This is a genomic window from Flavobacterium sp. SM15, assembly GCF_022012335.1.
Lineage (GTDB): Bacteria > Bacteroidota > Bacteroidia > Flavobacteriales > Flavobacteriaceae > Flavobacterium.
In genome coordinates this window covers 62860-83263 of record NZ_JAKLTO010000005.1, presented here as the reverse complement: position 1 = coordinate 83263, position 20404 = coordinate 62860, and the positions used below count along the sequence as shown (strand labels likewise).

The 20404-nt window shown below is 32.9% G+C and carries 5 protein-coding genes; all 5 read right to left on the bottom strand.

The features are described 5' to 3' along the window. Window position 1: 1 nt before the first annotated feature. Window positions 2–3523, bottom strand: a complete 3522-nt coding sequence (locus LZZ90_RS09780; RefSeq protein WP_237790510.1) for a DUF6443 domain-containing protein — start codon at window positions 3521–3523, stop codon at window positions 2–4. 12 nt (window positions 3524–3535) lie between these two features. Further along, a complete protein-coding gene (locus LZZ90_RS09775) occupies window positions 3536–7069 on the bottom strand; it encodes an RHS repeat domain-containing protein (protein ID WP_237790509.1) in 3534 nt (1177 codons plus the stop codon). An 8-nt stretch (window positions 7070–7077) separates the two neighbouring features. Then, window positions 7078–8715 (bottom strand): T9SS type A sorting domain-containing protein, encoded by a 1638-nt coding sequence (locus tag LZZ90_RS09770; protein WP_237790508.1) that lies wholly within the window; start codon window positions 8713–8715, stop codon window positions 7078–7080. 511 nt (window positions 8716–9226) lie between these two features. Continuing rightward, window positions 9227–9793, bottom strand: a complete 567-nt coding sequence (locus LZZ90_RS09765; protein WP_237790507.1) for a hypothetical protein — start codon at window positions 9791–9793, stop codon at window positions 9227–9229. Beyond that, window positions 9762–20402, bottom strand: coding sequence for a SpvB/TcaC N-terminal domain-containing protein (locus tag LZZ90_RS14080; protein WP_305039221.1), 10641 nt, complete (start codon window positions 20400–20402; stop codon window positions 9762–9764). Before LZZ90_RS14080 ends, LZZ90_RS09765 begins: the two co-directional genes overlap by 32 nt. Window positions 20403–20404 lie beyond the last annotated feature (2 nt).

Below are 20404 nucleotides of genomic sequence, written 5' to 3'. Positions count from 1 at the left end.
TTTAAAATTTTGACCCTGAATCATGAGCTCTATTTTGTTTTTCTTGTTCTGCTTTAACTTCTGCATTTCGTGCTGTCTGTTGAGAAGGAGTATAACCATTCTGATTGGTTGAATTAAGCGTATTCAATGCATCTGAATATTGCTCTGATGTCAATTTTGTTTGCGAAATACTGTAAGTCCCATCTTTTTGTTTATTAGCTGTATATAATCCATTATCATTAAAATAATTTAATGTTTCTATTGATAATTCTTTCATCGTTGCATCAGGATTATCATTTCCTATTTGTCTTCCTATTTGGTTATTCAACAAATCTACAGTTTGGTCAGCTTCTGAAAGTGACTTAAAACTAGTTTGTTTTAAATTTGCAAAAGGATTATCTTCATGAGTGTTTCCAGCTTGTTTAGCAGTACTTTCTCCAAACTCTTTAGTTATTGTTGCTTGCCACAATGTATGTCTAAAAGCATTTATATGTGAACCTTCCATTGCTTTATTTTCAGGTAATCCTGTATTAATGGCAAATCTAGCTGAATTGGTAGAGATATTTGTTGAACCATGAGCAACGCTTCCTATTGCCGAAGCTGCTATTGGATGTCTCACCGCAAAACCCACCATTCTGTCTAATCCACCCGCTTTTATATAACCTGGACCAACTGGGTCTCCACCACCTACTGGTAACATTCCATCTGGGTCAACAAAATAAATCGGATTATTATATGCGTAATTATAAGGTGACCATCTTCTCGATTTCTCCGCTAACGGGTCAATGTTCATCCATCTACCAATAGCAGGGTCATAATTCCTAGCCCCATAATCGTAAACATTCAGTCCCAACTCGTCCTGCAACTCTTTTCCATTATACTTATACTTATAAGGAGTTGCCATAGGTTTTAATTCAATTAAAATTTCTCCAGAAGCAACTGCATCATAATAAAGTTTTGTCCAATTGTAATTGTTATGCTTCAAACCAAATGGATAATAATTATTTTCCTCAATTATCTTTAATGAACTACTGGCTGTATCGTAAGTGTAACTTAAACGATTGTTTCCTAAATGATCTGAATAATTATAAATGTATTTAAAAACATTATTCCCGTTAACTACAATATTACTTACATAACCTTCTGCATGAGGAAAAAAATCTAACTTAACAGGATTACTATTTACTTTATTATACTGAAAACCTGATAGATAATCCGTGATAGTTATATTTGTAGCAATTGTCACTTTCTTTTGAAGCTTTACTCCAGCTGCATCATAAAGATAATTTATTTTTTTTGTGGTTGTCCCACTAAAAGTAATCTCTATTGGTAAATTCAAATGGTTATACTTAATACTGGTAATTCCTTTATTTAAATCAGATTTCATGTTACCGTTTGAATCATACCCAAAATCATCCCCTGTATTTGTTCCATCATAAAACCCACTTGTGCTATTTGATGAATCAGCAACTTTTTTTAGCTGATTTTTATTATTAGTATCATAGGTATATACTAATTGATCTATTGGTAATTGATAATTTTCATCATCATAATCTCCTGATCTATATAAACTTGTAATATTTCCATTCTTATCATATGATATATTTTCGTCATACGAATGTCTAAACGGATTTACTGTTGCATCTGGTTTCGAATAATAAGCTCCTAATAATCTGTTTAAGCCATCATACTCATAAGAATATTTTCGGCGTTGGTTATCACTGGAGGTTCTCCAAAATGTCTCAGAAATATTACCGTTAAACAATGGAGTAATATCCGTTGCATCATTATAATTTATTTTAAAAGCAAACAGATCATTTTCATTTGCATTATTGTTTAAATCTAAGATATTATTAATTCCCGTTAACCATCCTCTAATATTATATTGATAATTTACTTTTTGAAGACTTGATTCTCCGCTTGTTCCTCCTACATTCTTTACAACTAACTGGCCTAATTCGTCATAAGTATTAGTTGCCAAAACTTCGGTTGTACCATTTTGACCAATTTTATGAGTATGTGTCAGTAATTTATCCTGAGCGCTGTATGTGAAATCTTCACGAACTACAATTTCTGTATCTCCATTTAATCGTTTATGCTTGGTAATTGTATAAAGCGCTTTACCAGTAAAGTCAAGTTTACTATCAACTTGTGTATAACCACCTAGATAATTTTTCTTATAAGTCCTGATAGGACGGTATTTATCATCGTAAAGTGTATAGGTTATCTCTCCGTTAGTATTTCCAGAAGCATCTAAAATACGAACCCAAGTTCCTGTTTGCATTCCTTTTAAATTGGTTGCAACATGATCTCCTTCTACATCTGTAGCAATTGTTAAAGAAGCATTAGTGGCAAATGCATAATTATCATAATAAGTTTTTGTAAGAACATCATTAGCAGTTAACGAAAATGGATTACTACTACCTGTGTTAATTGTATTCTGATTATTACTTCGAGTTGCTTCTGAAACCGTCATGGCTTTCCAGCCTGTTTGAATCACTCTTCCAAAAACATCATATTCTGTTATAAGCCAACCAGCATCTGTCTCAATTGTTGCTCCCCAAGGATTATAAGTAGGTCCGGTAGCAACTACTCTGTCTAATCTGTCATAAACCATATACTCCCATTGTTTCCCTGGTAGTTTTTTCGCAGCCAATCGGTTTCTGTTATCATATCTGTATTGATAGCACAAACCATCCAAACTATTTTGAGAAATATCTCCATTTGCTAAAGGAGAAATCACATAAGTTAAATTTCCATATTCATCGTAAACATAATAGGTATCATAAATATCAGTAGCCTTACCTTTCTTACAATAAGTTCTCTTTAAAACCACATGGCCTTCTTTATCTTTAAACTCTTCTGTTGTAAATATCTTACCAGAAGAACTCGTCCAGTTTTCATCCTTTGTAATGGTTTTGTACAATTTATTAATAGGGTTACTTTCCGTATAATTACCGTTTTGGACGAATGATGAGATATCATAAAACCCTTTACTATCTGACCAAACAGTAGTTGCTTTAAATAACTTCACATTATCAGCAGCTGAATTTGCTTGATAATCAAATTTTATTTCATGTCCTGAATTCAGTTTCCAAGCATCACCTGGAGCAGCTTGTTTTAAAACACGGTTTAGTGGAGAGGCTTCAAATAATTTTTGACTAAACGGAGTAGCATCTGTATAATTTGTTTGATACTGTTGTAATGTAGCCTGACGCGCAGCCGTACTATCTACATATAACATATTATTTTGCGAACTGTAATAAGGAAGATATTCTCTAGGCTGTCTTCCATAAACATCGTACTCAATATGAGTAATTATATCCTTCCCAGTGTTAGATTGCTTGTTTGCTACTTTTTGGATTGGCCTTCCCAATCCATCAAAATAATCGACATTGATAACGGCTTGTGCTGGATCACTAACATCTACACTTCCTGCCGTAGTTGGTTTTTTATAGGTTGTTGTTTTTACCCAATTCTGAGCATTGCTTTGACCCAAAACAAGTAAAGGGAATAACAATAGTAAATAAATTATCTTCTTCATTTGTTTGGGGTATTATGGTCTATAGTTATATGCGTTCTCACTTAAAATATTTCCTTGATGGTCTTTAACTTGTTTTAACCTGTTAAATTCATCGTAAATGTAGGTTGTAATTTGACCCTTAGGATCGGTGACGGTACTTATACCTACTAATGCTCTGTGTGTATAAGTGGTAACCATTGCATTTGCAAGTGCGCTATCGTTACGCAAATCTTTCAATTTATCCAAAATTTGCTGTTCCGTTCCAGTTAATGAATCAGTTGCATCTTGTATAGCTGTAATTAAATTAATAGGTATTGTCGAATAAGCAATATTTTCAATCTTAGCAACCGGTAAGGTTTTATTATAACCCCAGATGTAACATATTTTCATACCGTTTTCTTGTTGCACTTCTTCCGGATTACCGAACTCATCGTATCGGTTATATCTTAAGCGAACTTCCGACGTTCTACCCCCTTTTTTAACCTCAATAGTTTCAGGTAAAAACGATTGATTACTTGTCCATGAATTACCATAATTAATTTTATTCTCAGAGATTATATCACTTCCTTTTTTGATTTCTATTCGTTCTATCTCTGAAATCCTGTTTTGTGAATACGAGGAATTACCCGTGTGATAGAAATAATTTGTAGTTAAAACCTCTCCAAGACTATTATCAACAGTATGTGATGCAATTTGTTTGTTTAATGGGTTGTAGGTGAAGGTTTCATTCGTCTCAACAATATTTTGAGTTGCTCCGTTGTAGAAATAGTTTTTAGTTTGTTTACTTCTAAGCTGAGTCCAACCGAATGCTTCATAACTATACTTAAAATGTATAAAACTTGGTACATCACAAATACAATGACAAGGAGCTATTGGTTCGTCCGGAAGCTGTGTAGGATTAATAGCGGTATTTAAATAAAATGCATCCACTGGAGGGAGAGATTCACATAAATCGAAATAATCTCTATACTGTGTATAATTTTTGAATTTTGAATTTGTTGTACATGGCTCACTTATATAATGAACCTTAATACCTGATGTCTCAATATATTCATTTTCTTCAAAATTATATGTTGAATTTACTTCAACAAGAACTTTATTATCTTCAGAAACTGTTTTTTCGTTAAGTAAAAGCCCCCTTCTATAATCAAAATTTTCAGTTGGATAAAATGGTGGACCATACAAATTATAATTAGTTTCAGGATAATCAATTGGTGAAGTATATACATATTGATTTTTCCCGTTATCAGTTTCTTTAACGGTCACATTTTTATATCCTACATCTGCCCCTTGAGTTCTTAAAGCTGCTAGATTATTAAAATCAGTATAAACATCATATCCAATAGAATACACAACACCACCAGCACATTCAAAGCATGGATTCTCTGAAATTGAATAGTTAAATAATGGTTTTGCAAAAACCAGGGATCCACTACTTTTATTTGCATTGTCAAAAAATGAATAATTATAAATTTTCTCTTTTGAAGGTTGATAAAGTGACGCATAATTATCTGGATATTTATAATATTCCTTACTTGCATCTTCTTTAAAATAACCTATTCGTTTTATTCTATTTCCACCTCCATATAAATATTCTTTAATGGTTGAATTTTTCTCAAAATATTGAATGGAAATTTCATCTGTTGGATTAATGTCAGGGTTAGTATTATCTCTTCTAATACTATATTGTACACCTGCCTCAAGAGTAAAATCAACACAACATCCCCCCTGTGTACTTGGACATGATAAATTAACAACCCATTGAGGTGTTCCATTAACAATTTTAAGTAAAGAAAAGTTTCTATAATTCTGTAAAGGATCTTCATTTAAAGTTATTGAAGGGTAAAATCTTACTGTCCTTGTAACTGATGAAATTGGTAATAATTGTTGGACGGAATTATTAAACACTAATGTTTCATAGCCTGTTTCATGGTAATTATCTGGATTTTTATCAAAATTTTGAACTGGTTGATCTCCAATATAAGAATATTGGTTTGCCTCAAAATCAAATATCGCAGAACCTCCAGTTGGGTATTTTATTTTTTGAAGTATGTCAGTTGTTGAAAAACTAGATGATGGTTCTCTATCATTAATATTCATCAATTCACATGTTCGTCTTAAATTAAAATACCCCCAATAATCTTTCCCTACAGAATAATTCGACCAATCATTAGTTTGATACTCAAATTCAAATGATTTTTCTGCTGTTTCAAGTGAATCCTGTTCTTTTATCTTAACAAGTTGCAATCTCATATCGATAACTTGAGAATAGGCATGTTCAAAACTATATTTCTTAATAAACTTATTACTCCAATCTTTTATAGTTAATCCTTTTAAAACGCTTGCCGTTTCATTTAATGAGATATTGGAATCCGATCTACCCAGCACAAAATTAAATTCCAATTTAGCAATACCTTCAACTTTTATTTCTTTAATTTTTTTGACTTTTGTAATCACTAAATTGTTGCTTGTTATATCCTTAGCCCTTATTTTTTTATAACTTGCAACGCCTCCTTCAAAACAACCTACACCAGGTGGGACGAGTAGCAAGTCACCTATTCTAACAAATCCAGTATTTACATTATTAGTATAGCTAATATTCATCACAGATTCCTTATAATCTTGATAATAAGACATACTGGCTATTAATTGCCCATTATTGTCAAATACTTTTGAAAGATGAAAGGCACTATTATAATTTGTTTGATTCGTTGCATAGCTACTATCTGTTAAAATCCCCATCCCCGCATTATATACACTCTGAGTAGATACTGCAGTATTTGTAATTTCAATTTCATCGAAAACATATTTATACCCTTTATCATCATAAATTGTAAAACCCGTAGGAACATATGATAATGTCGGATAAACTGTATCAATACTATAATTATTGATAATTTTAACCTTATAATCGTCAAGTGGTTTTACTTCCAACTGCCCCGTTTGCAAATTTTTCTTTATATAAAAACGACCTGACTGTCCCATGAAATTAAACTGCCAAAGATCATGTTCAGTATCAAACTTCCCTTTCTCAATTGTTTCCCATAAAAATTCATCAACCGCATTTTGCTGCTCTTGAGTACTTATTCCATTTTGAATAGTGTTCATAAAATCATAATAGCCAAAATTGTCTCCATTATAATTGTTGATTACATGATATATTCCCACTTTCCCATTCCCATAGATTTGTCCAGAGGTTTTGAACATTTCATCAGGTAGTCCTCGTACTGTTCTTGAGATTGTACCTCCAGCAAACAAACTCCATCCTAACCCTACATCACTAGCTCTTTCATTTGCTGCAATACCTGATATATGATATTTTAAAGAAACATCAATATTTAAGTCTTTAGAATGAGTTGGAGAGTTAAAAAGGGGAATAGAAATGTCCGGAACTCCTGTGTAATTACTAACTGGTACCTCTTCAAATTTCATCAAAGCAGCAACTGTCGGCGACGGTGGAATTATACTTGGTAAATCGCTTTTAATTTCAGAATTTGACTGGGCTTGAATACTTCCATTTATTACTATAAATAAAAATCCTAATATTATTGACTTTGCTATATTCATTGTATTCTTTATTTACTTTTAATCACTTTAACTGAATTCGTTTCCGTATTCGTCCTAACTTCAACAATATAAACTCCCTCAGGGTATGGGCTTAAATCAAACGGAATTGTTTTTTCCTTTATCTCAACTTTTTGCAATTGTCTTCCGCTTAAATCGTATAGAGTTGCGGTTCCAAAATTGAAATCAAATCCAACAATTACATTTGTGAAAGATTGAGCAGGGTTAGGTATTGCTTCAATTGGAGCTTTTGGTTTTTCAGGTTTTTGTTTGTCTTTAAGTTTTACCACCCAAAAATCACCACCACCAATAGAGCTGTAACGATCTCTGGAAATTGAACCATTTGATGTACCTGCAAGTAAGTATCCTCCGTCTCTGGTTTCTAAGAGCTTTTTAAGAATATCGTCTCCTTTGCTTCCTACTGTTTGCGACCATTTATTCTCACCATTACTATCAATTCTCATGGCGATATAGTCGTTAATCCCTTCAGAATCTTCTTTTTGTTTTTTGGAGTCTGTAGTCTGCTTTTTTTCAGTCGCTGCATAACCACCTACAAGCATACTCCCATCAGGGTTCTCAACGATTGAAGTTAAAATATCATATTTGCCGAAATTGTAGGTTTGCTGCCAAAGTGTACTTCCTTTGCTATCTAACTTTACAATCCAAAAATCTGAACCGTTTTTACTGCTTTTACTTTTGGAATCTGTCGCTCCAGAATTAGAACTACCACCTACAATATAGTTTCCGTCTTGACTTTGTAAAACAACCGCTAGATTGTCATCTTTATCTCCCCCTAAAGTTCTTTGCCATTGTTGTTTTCCTTCTCCATCGAGTTTTAAAATCCAAAAATCACCTTGCCCATTGTTCTTTTCAGCCTTTTCTCCTGATTCTGGTGAATTGGAATAACCTCCCAAAAGGTATCCTTCGTCATTGGTTTGAATAATACTCTTTAATTCATCATCATATAGCCCTCCAAAGGTTTTCTGCCAAACAATTTCACCAGTGGGTTTTAGCTTAATTATCCAGTAATCAAGACCACCTCTACAATCATCTTTTTTACCGTAACTATCTACTTGCTGATTTGGCATTAACTCGGATTTATTTGAAGAAGAAGATCCTCCCAGCAAATATCCCCCATCTTTACATTGAATGATGCTAACATTTTTCTCCAATGAATTACCTCCAATGGTTTTTTGCCATAGTTCATTACCTTTGGCATCAAGCTTTATGATCCAGAAATCATCATAACCTTTGCTATCGTCTTTTTTGAATTCACCTTTATTTGAAGAGGAAGTACCTGCTAAAATAAAACCTCCATCGGAAGTTAATTTCACACTTTGCAGCATATCCATATCGCTACCTCCAAAGCTTTTTTGCCATTTAGCTTCTCCATTGTCGTCCATTTTCCAAATCCAGTAATCTAAATCACCTTGAGAAGCTTCTGTCTTGTTTCCTGACTTTCCGGAAATGGAACTTCCAGCCAAAATGAAACCATAATCTGGCGTTGGAATTGCATCGAAAAGAAGTTCTGCATGTTTTCCTCCAAAAGATTTTTCCCAAAGTATATCTTGAGAATATCCTATTGAAAAAAAAGAAAAAGAAGCCAATAGCACAAGAAAGCTATTAGCCCTAAGAGTAGAGTTTTGCATTTATATAAATTTAGTTTATGTAATTTGAGGCTCAAAAGTAACCCCTCACTCCAAATTTTTTAAAAGAGAAAGATTACTAAAATGTTATTTTTAGGCAAAAATACAATCTAGAAATAAATTATTCCCTCACTAAATTTAGTGATTTTTCATTTTTTTTAATTGTAAATTCCTGATTTTAAGTAAGAAAAAACTTAAAATTACAAATTTAGAACTTAAAACAAAAATTATAATTTTGCAACAAATTAAAAAACCGAATGAACTTTTAGTTCTTAGTTAACTCAATTTTAATCACTGAAAAAATACTATTTTAACACTCTTAATTTTATAACTAACTCTGATGCACAAAGGTCTGCTCGGCTTCATTAGCTTCGTTTTAAGACAATAACAAATAAAAAAGATGGACTTGTATTAGCCCATCTTTTTGCTTTAACCTTTTGATAATTACTGATTATTAAATTGTTAGGTATTGATAATTGTGGTATCACTAAGTTTGATACATTACAAATCAAAATTAGTCCTGATAACCAAATTCAAATTCTATTAATTTAGACTGATCAAATGTAAATTTCGACTGATATATATCGTCAACATCTTTAAAAATATATGTAGATATATTTCCTTTAACCTCTTTTATAAATTTTCTCAAATCATATTTTTCTTTGAATTCAATTTCAGACATACCTAAATAAGCACCATTGTTTGACTTAAAATTCAAATCTTTTATTTTTTTTATTTTTTTAGAAGAATTTGTCTTAGTAACAAAAAAATAATCATATTGATTTTTATAACCTCCATATTCTCTTCTCATTTTAAAAAATTCATTTCCAGATTCATTAACTAATGTTACACATTCACCCATATTGATGTCATCAGAAATTAAATCACTAACATCTCCTAAATTCTTCAACAAAGATGTTGTGTCTCTTAACACAATTCCATTAATAATACTGTCTTTTCCTTTCGTAACAAAAAAAACCAACCCATCATTTTTTTTTGAATAATTAAAATTATTGCAAGAAATCAAAAAAAATAAACAAATAAATAATTTACTGACGAATATTAAGATTTGCTTTTCCATTATTTCCATAATTTGGGTTACCTGGTATGTTAAAATTGACTTTAATTGTTTTATTATCCTTAATGTATTTTTCTAAAAAATTTCCAAGATCTTTTAATTGTTGAGCTGCCCCATTGATACCTATACATCCTTTTGTGCCTCTACCATTTGTGTCAGGATGGATTCTAAGTCCATCTCTACCATTATAATCCTCCATATACACTTTCCACCCCATTTCTCCGTAAATTTGCATTCCTCCTTCATTTGTTCTAGCAAAAGCAGATCCCGTATAGTTTTTATTTGGAGTTGGACCGTTCCCATAAGGGCCACTCGTAAAATCATATGTTTCTGTTGTAAAAGTACCTCCATCAGAAAAAACAGCATTCAAATACATCTTTCCAGTAATACCATCATCTGCATGTTTAGCATTGTTTAATTCTTTTCCAGTTATATCATTATCTGAAACAATATCCCCACTAAAATCTAACTGAAATTTACCATTATGCTTTTCATATTGCAAAACTTTATTTGATTTATAATGCTCTTGAACTAATCCCTTAGCCTTATTATTATTCCATTCTTTATACCTTACATAATCTGTCCCTCTGTATATTTCACCTTCTTTCAATACATCTTTATGATTCTTACTATTAACATCATTTCTCCATGTTATGTTCCCGTCTTTCCCTTCAACCCAATCTCTGCCATCCGGATCAATTAAATTTATTGGGTTTTGCGCACAATAAACATAGGCTCCGATATTTGGATATTTCTCAGCTAAAGGATCCACACTCAACCAAAAACTCCATTTCGGGTTATAATAACGTGCCCCATAATAATACAACCCAGTTTCCTCATCCAGTTCTTTACCGTTAAACTTATAAATATTGTTATAAGAGCTATTGGTTTGTGATATCATTTCTTCTCCAAAAGGTAAATAATCATAATAATGACTAGGTTTACCAAACCAATCACTAAGATACGAAGAACTTCCTAAATGATCTGGATGATACCACCAAATTGGTTCGCTCTTAGTATTTAAATCTATATAACAGTTAGTCTTCTCTTTTAAAGAAAGAATTGAATTACATGCCTGATTTGGAAATGTATTAATTAAATACCCTATGTACTGTGCACATTTTTTATTTTCTGGAAAATCGCCCTGCATAGAAATGTTTAAATGATAATTAAACAATGTTACTAATTCCTGATAACAAGCATCGTTGGCCGAGTCTCTTGAAACACTATCATTATCATCAAAATTAGGCGCTCCTAATTTTGCTTTATTATAAATATCCCTTATCTGTTTCTGTTGCGCTTTCTTAATATTCATTAAAACTGTCGCAGCATCCATTTTACCTTTACCTTTACCTTTACCTTCACCCTGGGGTGCTTGAAGTGGCATACTTTCAGTTTCAATAAAACCATTGACACTATCATTATTACCTAATTGTGAAGCAATTCGCTGTGAACCTGCATAATAATGTTTAGTATATTGAGTTTGCCCTAAAACTAAATAACCACTAGGATAAAGTGTATAGGTACCTGGGTTGGTCATTCCTACAACCACGTCTCCATTAATATTTAAATTAGCTGAGCTACCAGAACTTTTCAAAATTCTTCCCCCTGCAGCATCATAGATATAATGATGTGCAATTTCATTTTCTACAATTGCTTGTAGACGATTTTGTTCATCCCAATACAATTGTCGCTCAATAGTACTTCCGACATTTTCAACTTCTTTTTCAATTTGTTTTAGATTACCATTAAGATCGTATGTATTTAAAATCTGTTCGGACACATAACCAGTAGCATCGGCAACCTCAATAGTTGCTGGTGCGTGAGGCTGTTGCGAAGCATTGTAAGTGTAATTATTTGTAAAAGTGTTATCAGTTTCAGCCCATGCACCACTACCTAAAGGTGCTTTTTGGTGTATCTGTGTTTTACTTACAATATTGTGCAATGCATTATATCCTACAACCAATGAAAACTCATGATCCTCTGAATGCCCCGACCACATTCCACTTGCTGAAATTAATCTATTGTAAGGATCGTAAGCAAATTCTTTGTGTGATGTACCACCCAATTGAAAAGAAGCCGCTCCAGAGTTTATGTTATTGATATTGGTCACATTACTGTTTTTATCGTATTGATAATTACTGTTCATAAAAACCTCACCTGTAGACGCCTTGACTTTTAATTGTTGTAAACGACGTTGTGGTTCATATTCATAGTTAGTAAACGTATCATTACCATACTGAACTTCTTTACGTTGTTCGAACTGGTCATAACAAATATTTTTAAGATAAACGATATCATTACTATTAAAAATTTTTTTCAGAAGCCCGCCATTATCATATTCATATTGCACAATCTCTCCATCAGGATAAACCAATTTTCTGATTCTACCCCAGGTATCATAACCGAAATAAGTTGTAAATGTTCTGGGCGCAGTTATTGGGTCGACAACTATTCTTTTATTTTCAGTTATTTCCCCTAATCTTCCGTACTTAAAATATTGCATTCCAGTTAAATCTGATTGATAAACAATCCTGCCTGCGCTATTGTCTGGAGCTCCGGGTGCACCATATTCATAAACAACCGTATGAGAAGGATAAACAACTGAAGTTATTTGATTAATATTATAGTTATACATTACTTTCTGTCCTAAAGCAGCTAAATTTGCGTTTGTTGATTCTTTCAAACGACTAGCCAAATCATATTTAAAAGTAGCTAAACCTGCATCAGGGTGATTTACACTTAATTTTCTTCCGAAATTGTCATAGGCATAATAAGTAATGTGTTCATTAGCATCTTTAACACGAATCAATTCACTTAACTTATTGTATTCAAAACTAGTCCACAGGTCTTCAGAACCCATTTGTTTAGAAGATGTTGTTCGACCTTTACTATCAATATAGTTAATAGTTCTATTCCCTTCTGGTAAAATCGTTTCTTGTGTAAATTGAGTAGCACCTTCTCGATCTGAATCAAAAGAATACTTATTTAAAGTAACAGCATTACCTGCTGGTATTCCAAAGAGCGTCGTTTTCACAGCTCTATCTAAGTAATCATACTCAACTGTTGTTTTTTCTGTTGGAACATCTAAAAGAGAAGTAAAAGATCTAAGTTTTTGCATGAAGTTACCCTGACAATTTTTCTCATCATAATTAAGATAAGACTCGTTAGCTCTTCCAAACTCATCATACTTAACTTTTCCAGATACCGAAAAACGGTAACTTTCCGTCTGACTTGAATTAGGACAATCACAAAGCTGCATTTCTTTTTTGGTCTGAACAACTCTTTGCAAACCATCAACAAATGTACTTGTGAAGATCGTACCAGTACCATCTTTATGTCCTGTATAAGCATAATTTGTTCCTGTACTTGTCACAACCCCATAGGCATTCTTTATTGTCCAGTCACTGTCATAAGGCCCCTTAATCATAATTGGCCTTCCAAAAGTGTCGTATGCAAACTCCATTAAATTAGCATTTGTATCAATTGTTTTTATTGGTAAACCAAAATCATAGCGATAATCAGTATGGCTGGTATAACCATAAGCATCATAAACATCAGTGATATAGGTTGCTGTAATTGCATCAAAAACATAATCATATGACATTCTTGTTACATCGCTATCTGAGAGTGCTCCTTTCGGATGCATTATTTTCCCTAAATTTCCAAAAATATCATATTTAAGATTATATAATGCATAATTATTTGTGAGTGAATTTGTAAGGTATTTTCTAATTTCAATAATTTGTCCTTTGCTATCCACAAAAGTTCTACTTTTTCTATACTGAACCCCTTGATTAGTAATTTTATGTTCTTGCGGAACTGTAATATTATAATTCGAGAAATTATAATGATATAAAATTTCTACTTTGATATCGTCGGCTAAGTCGCTTTGATTCTCTCCTTTATCCTGATATACTTTAACATTCCCAAATTTATCATACGCATCAACTGTGGTATAGACTTGCTTTAGATGTGATGAGGCTGATGGAGAGTCACTGCTAAAAGCCCATGTTCTTAAAATAGTCGAATATAATAATGGTAATACTCTTGATTTATCTGTATAGGTAAGACTTGGAGTAGTTAAAGTACTATAATCATTTACCGATGTATTTAAACTTGGAATATTAGGTGTAAAATATTTATAAATATTTTCTGTCTCATTGTGTTTTCTTCCAACTCCATCTAACATGTAGGTTTTACTAACAATCCCTTTTTTGTAGAAATATTGTCTTATTTCTGAGTCTGTACCAGGTCTATACAAATTTGCATCTGGTATATTGGCTGTTACATATTCCGTTACCGCTGTTCTATAGACCGTATTATCAGCTTTCATATTATGTGTTTTAACTACACCGAAACCGATAAACTGACGTTCCCTCCTGTCTTGATATCCATCTAAGTATTCAAACTTATTAACTATATTATCCTGACCATCACCTACAAAACCATCGTTTACGATAACACTGGTCATTACCCATTTAGAAAAAGGCATTTTATATGTATTTCCTACACGTGTTCCACTTATTGGATTAGTTATTGCATAATCCATTGTTATGATAGCCCCTAATGGACGTTTAACCGATTTAAGCATATTGGTACGTCCAATTTTAGAGTAACGGACTTTCAATTCAGTCTCACTATCTGACACTAGTATATCTGAATATCCATCTCCATTGATATCAGACAATTGCAATCTCTCACTGTTAAGTCCTTTTCCTCCATTTCCATCACCGCAACCACAAAATTTAGGGCCGGTAAATACTATCGGTACAAGGAAATAATAACAATAAGTAAAACCTGCATTGATTCCACCCGAATATGAAACACTTTCCCTTGTAGAATTAAAATTGTTTATCGAAACTGCAGATGAAGAGAACGTAGTTCCAAAATTATAAAGTACTTGTGACTGATTTACAATTTTATCCGGCAAACCATCACCATTAATATCTGTAAATGTTTCTTTATCGTATGAAGTGGCACCAGCTAAACTCAATCCTGCAGAAACACTATTGTTAAACAAACTGATTCCTCCTCCTAATGATAAAGAGGTACTTTTTCCTTTGTTTACATCACCAAAGCCCCATGAAGTATTCCCTTCAAAACCAGATATTGTCCCTAAATTCAGTTTTACATTTCCACCGTCTTCAACTTTATCCACTAATCCATCACCATTAATATCCATTAAGGATTCTTTGGATTCATCTTCGGTCTGTCCGAAAGTACCACTTACAGGGAGACCAATACCGTCTTTACTTGATCCTGAACTTGAATCTTTAGTTTTGGTATTACCTGTACTATTTCCGGCACTAAAGTTAAATTTTGGCAATGAACCCGGTGTTGATGCACCGTATCCGGTTCCTTTTGAAAGCTGCTCGTAACCAGCAGTTGTATAAGTAGAAAAACCTCCTTTGTTATTTGTAAAACGGATAGCATTTCCATCTACAAGATCTGGGTAACGATCCCCATTAACATCTCTATGGTCGTTATAAACATGATTATTTCCAGAATTATAATAAGCCCCTACATAATAACTTGCTGATCCAGAAGTAGAGGTACTTTTAGTTTTCTTAACAATTCCCCAAGCTCCAGTACTAGTTGGTGCAGTTATAACTGGGGAAGTACCTGCAACAGCCTCTTCCCTTTGTTTTTTAGGACTTGTTAAAAGTTCTTCAACATACATTTCCTTCTGAGTACCAACCCATCGTTTCTTATAAATATTATTTTCAAGAACGTTACTTGGACTTAATGAAAATATTCTTTTTTGAGGGTTTAAAGCCTCGATGCAAGCCTGATACTGATTATCCGGAAGGCTCGCACAGTTACTTATTTCAGCATCTGTTGGCTGATGAAAAGTTGTATTAGGGATTAACTCCGATTCTTTTAACGGAAGGACTATACCAGAGACATCTTTTTCAGTTTTATAAGCAAACTGACCCCATCCATTATATCTTGCACCGAAATCGTTATTGCCTTTCTTGACATAAATGTTTGGCTGTACATTATTAGTAATAACATTTATCGCTGGCCAATTTTGAGTAGTCAGTTTTATTCTTGCAGCTCCTCCTGGCACATTAGCAATACTCGTAGCAACTATTTCATCATCTGTAAAATATTCAAAATAGACTCTGGCATTTAAAGGGGAGGAATTACTGTTGTTAGCTTCAAAAATAATGTTAACACCGCGATTTGGCAGAGGTGTGGCTGGACCAGTAAAACTAACATTTTGATCATACAATCCCGTTACAACATTGAATTTTCTAATGCCCGTAACTAATGCTGATCCTGATCCAGTATTGGCAAGCACATTACCATTATTATCAATCTTGATTTCATATTTAGCCAAGGAAATAAGTGGATTAGCAGGTAGATTATTTGAAACCCCTGTTCCATTATCATATAACAAATTCTTGGTTGCTCCTTTTACACTTAAATACAATTTTCTAACATATCCCGTTGGACAGGATGTACAAGCACCAAAATTAATAACTTGACTTGTGCCTGTCCCTGTTGTAGGAAATACAGGCTGCATATTATATCTTTTACGAGTTGTGTTATTCCCAGTATTCATTGCAGGTGGAACAACAAATGTATTTGTAGTTTTGATGCTATTGTAGACTGACAAGTTTGGAGTTGGGTAAACAATTGAATTGTCTCCTGCCCCAGAACTACTTTCCGGAATACTTAATGAAGGGTTCCACTTATTATGAAGCTTTTTCCAATCAACATTTGAATATGCATTAATTTTAAACGAGAATGAGACTTCTTTAGTAATATTGTCTGAATTGTCATTATCTATCTCTGAAGAAGGTATCGAAATAGATGAAAGAGCAGGTAGAGGATTAATTGTATTTACTAAAGTGTTTATCAAAGCTCTAGTACGTTGTAATACAGTTTGTGTTTCAGTAATTGTTCCGTTATTGTTTGTTTTAATATGTTTTGTAACTACAAATTCTACCTCATCTGACATCTCAACATTCATGACATTGGCTGGTGTTGGCACTGGATTATTTATTGTAAAACTTGGCCAAGTAATACTGTAAGTACCCCTGTGAGGGGCCATTACCCTTTGATCTGCTGAAAGAATAAAACTATTAGTAGCTGAGGAATTAAAGTAATTAAAACCATTAGCATCAATTTGATTAGCATTTGTTATTGCTGGATTAAATTGATTCGTATAAGTAATGGTTGGATTGATGTTCAGATGATCATTTACATCATTACTCACTGAATTTGCTCTGAAAAATATTCTTTGTCCTTTATTAATTGCAACATTGGTTATATTTATCGCAGTATTAGTATTTGAGGACGTTAAAATTACTGGGTAACTAGGAAAAACGTAGTTAGGTGCATTTGTTACTGGTGTTGATGAAGTTGGTGGGTTTGTAAAGTCAATATTACCTTTTTCAATTGAAAAACGAACACCATCTGTACTATTTCCGCTTGGTAAATTAAGTAACGTTGCATTTCCTGCAATGGAAATTGTACCCGAATATGGTGCTTCCCATACTCTTACCACATCATATAAATAATTCTCGATTGAAGCATCTGTAGTTGTAGGATCTGTTGGCACAGTGCTCAGATCTTGGTAAATAACATTAGGTGTTGCAGCACTTTGATCATTAAATGTTGGCAAGATATCTGCCCCATTTGGTCGCATTGTATTAAAAAACACTTTTTTATCATTAACTACATCCATTAATCCGTCACCATTAACATCTTCCATATATGAATATGTGGAAGATGTTGTCCATGACCTTTCAACACCTGCAAATATTCCAAAGAAATTTGCTCTTGTTCCTAAAGATTTGGTTGAAGAACTTGATCGTGAGAACTCAGAAACTCCAAATATACTTTTAGGGCTACTTAATGAACCGTTTCCTAAATTTTTTCTGTAGGACAAACCATTGCTATCACTTTTAATTACCTTATCTGGTAATCCATCTCCATCAATATCTAAAAATGCAATTTTTCCTTTTGAATCTGAACCAGATAATCCTCCAAAAATACCTCCCGTTCCATATTGTGATACTGGATTTAAAGTCAAAGGATCGGCAAGAGAAGCATATCCGCCTGTAAAGCCTAATCCTCCTCCATAATTATTTGAATGGCTAGCTCCTAATGTAGACGAATTAATACTATAAATTCCCCCAACATCATTTCCTAAACCTGATATTTGCTCTTCATTTCCAAAAATAGTTTGACCGTTATTGGTATCATCATAATACTCTAGAATGTGCTCATTAAATAAAACATCATCGGCATCCAATTGCTGAATCTTTTCTAATAATGTTTTACCAAATTGCCCCTTCCTGTATTTAAAACTGTACTTTCTAACAATCTGGTTTCCAAATTTAACCACTACATTATCCAATACATCATACGTTATTTCTTTAAATCCAAGTCGAGCATTAATTGACTTATCATCTCTTAAACCAGAGCCTCCGGGAAGGCTTGTATTTCTGTTAAAAACAACTGAATAAGCTGGGGCTAAACTACTGTGTCCTGTATATTGGATTTCACTAAGGTAAAGTTGTTTACCACCAGACATGGTTCCTTCAGTAAAAGTTTTAAGAATATAATTATATTCAACATAATTCCCATTGATATCTACTACTTTTTTAAGCATCCAACGCACAATATTCCCAGTAGTCCCGTTGCCATTTGTTAATTTAGAATCATTGGTACTTCCGTAAAAATACTTTGTACCTGATTTATCGGTTACTATCCAAGAATAATTAGAAGGTGAGTTTCCAACCCTTTGAATTTGATTAAATCCAGCTTCAACTCTTGGGTAAAACATTGCGTCCGAAATCCTGTTAATTGGATTATCTCTATTAGGCAAATAAAAATTGGAGTTATTTTTCAACATTAATTGTTCTCCAGATAAAGTATAAATTTCTGTTTCTTGAGTAGCACTAAATAAAGGGGAACCCCATTGTGTATCCAATTCTATAGACGGTATACTTATATTCCATCCTAATCCCATCCATCCATTACCACCTCCACTATTATATTGTACTGTTAAATTAGGTTGCATTCCTTTTCTTCCCGCAGGAATTTCTATTGGATAAGATAAATTAGCGTCTCCTTGTTGATTAGCTGTAGGTGGGTCGATCAAATTCACTTTTGCTCCTGGATTAGCAATCTTAATATCACTAATAGATGTTGGAGCATATGCATTGGTTTCAGGGCTTTCAGGCACTTGAATTATACCATTGATATAATCTGTAAAATGAGTCGTTAATGATGTTATTGTATGATTTACTTCATCAACGGAAACAGTTGGCACTGCTAACCATCGTTTAGTTTTTGTGTCGAAAAAATATGTTTTTAAATCCTTAGCTGTATATCCTTTAGGCATTAATTTGGGGTCGTATGCAATCGTTATTTTGACCGGCTTTTCGAATGTTGTACCATCTGGTAAAAAACGATATGCTTTTCCGTTTTGTGTTGTATTAATCAGGTCTGAACCAAGTGGAGCAATATCAATATGTCTTAACTCTGTAATTGAAAGCTCTCTATTGTATAAGAGCGCACTGTCAGCAACTTCAATTGAGACTCCCGGTAGTGACAAACTATTTTTCTCTAGAGCTTTAAAATTTAATTTATTAAACGATTTTAAGCCTTCTATTTCATAAATTGTTTTAGCTTGTTTTAAATTATTTTCTATTGATAAAATTTCCTGTCCTAAAAAACCATTATCATCATATGCTCTAACAACAACAAACTTATTATTTTTTGCTTTTTCTGTTAATTCTACAAAACCTTCAAATTCTTCTGATTGAACATGTAAAGGTTTATTTTCTACCTCAACTATCAATTTTCCTTGTGGAATAGCTTTTACAAAACCTTTAATATAAATTTTATTATTCTTAACTGATTTGATATCAAAATCCTGTAAAACTACTTTTGAATTTACTCTATTTGTTTTATTTCGTTCAACTTGAATTTTCAGATTCTTAATTTTATAGAAATAATTTGCACCCTCAGGTGTTGTGAATAAAATTTTATTCTCTCCTACTTTTAACCACTTAAAATCAATTTCTTCAGTTTGAGAACTCCATGACTGATTAGGTGATACTTCATAGCCTCCTACAGACAAGCGATCATTAATACTTCTTGCCACTGCATTTTTATCACTAACACCATACAATTCATATTTAAGAAAAACCTTATCGCCTTGCTTTGGCAATGAACTAATATTGATTTTAAATAAGTTATCTGAAGGATCATCAACCGGTAAAACTGTTGAATAGCCTATAACCCCTTCATTTATATCAGAAACAAAAACCGATTCATCCTTATATACTTGTTTAACTTTACTATCTAAGACTGAATTATTAACTGGGACTGTACTTGAAAAGGCATTATTATTGTTTGAACCCTCCCCTCGAGTATCTATATTAGCTTTTGATGGAGTATTCAAATCATATTTTTTCTCATTTTTTGTTTTCTCAATCGAATTATAGGCTAAAACAAGTTCTTGAGCAGGTAACACAACAGAACTATGAAGAATGGAAAAAAGCATTATCTGATTTACCGCTTTAACCAAAGTTTTATTTAATCCTAAATAATTATTATTGTTAAAATCTTTTTTTATGTTAGACATAA

Coding starts and splice junctions, on each gene's coding strand:
- LZZ90_RS09770 (WP_237790508.1), bottom strand. CDS start 8,715: ATGCAAAACTCTACTCTTAGGGCTAATAGCTTTCTTGTGCTATTGGCT.
- LZZ90_RS09765 (WP_237790507.1), bottom strand. CDS start 9,793: ATGGAAAAGCAAATCTTAATATTCGTCAGTAAATTATTTATTTGTTTA.
- LZZ90_RS09775 (WP_237790509.1), bottom strand. CDS start 7,069: ATGAATATAGCAAAGTCAATAATATTAGGATTTTTATTTATAGTAATA.
- LZZ90_RS14080 (WP_305039221.1), bottom strand. CDS start 20,402: ATGTCTAACATAAAAAAAGATTTTAACAATAATAATTATTTAGGATTA.
- LZZ90_RS09780 (WP_237790510.1), bottom strand. CDS start 3,523: ATGAAGAAGATAATTTATTTACTATTGTTATTCCCTTTACTTGTTTTG.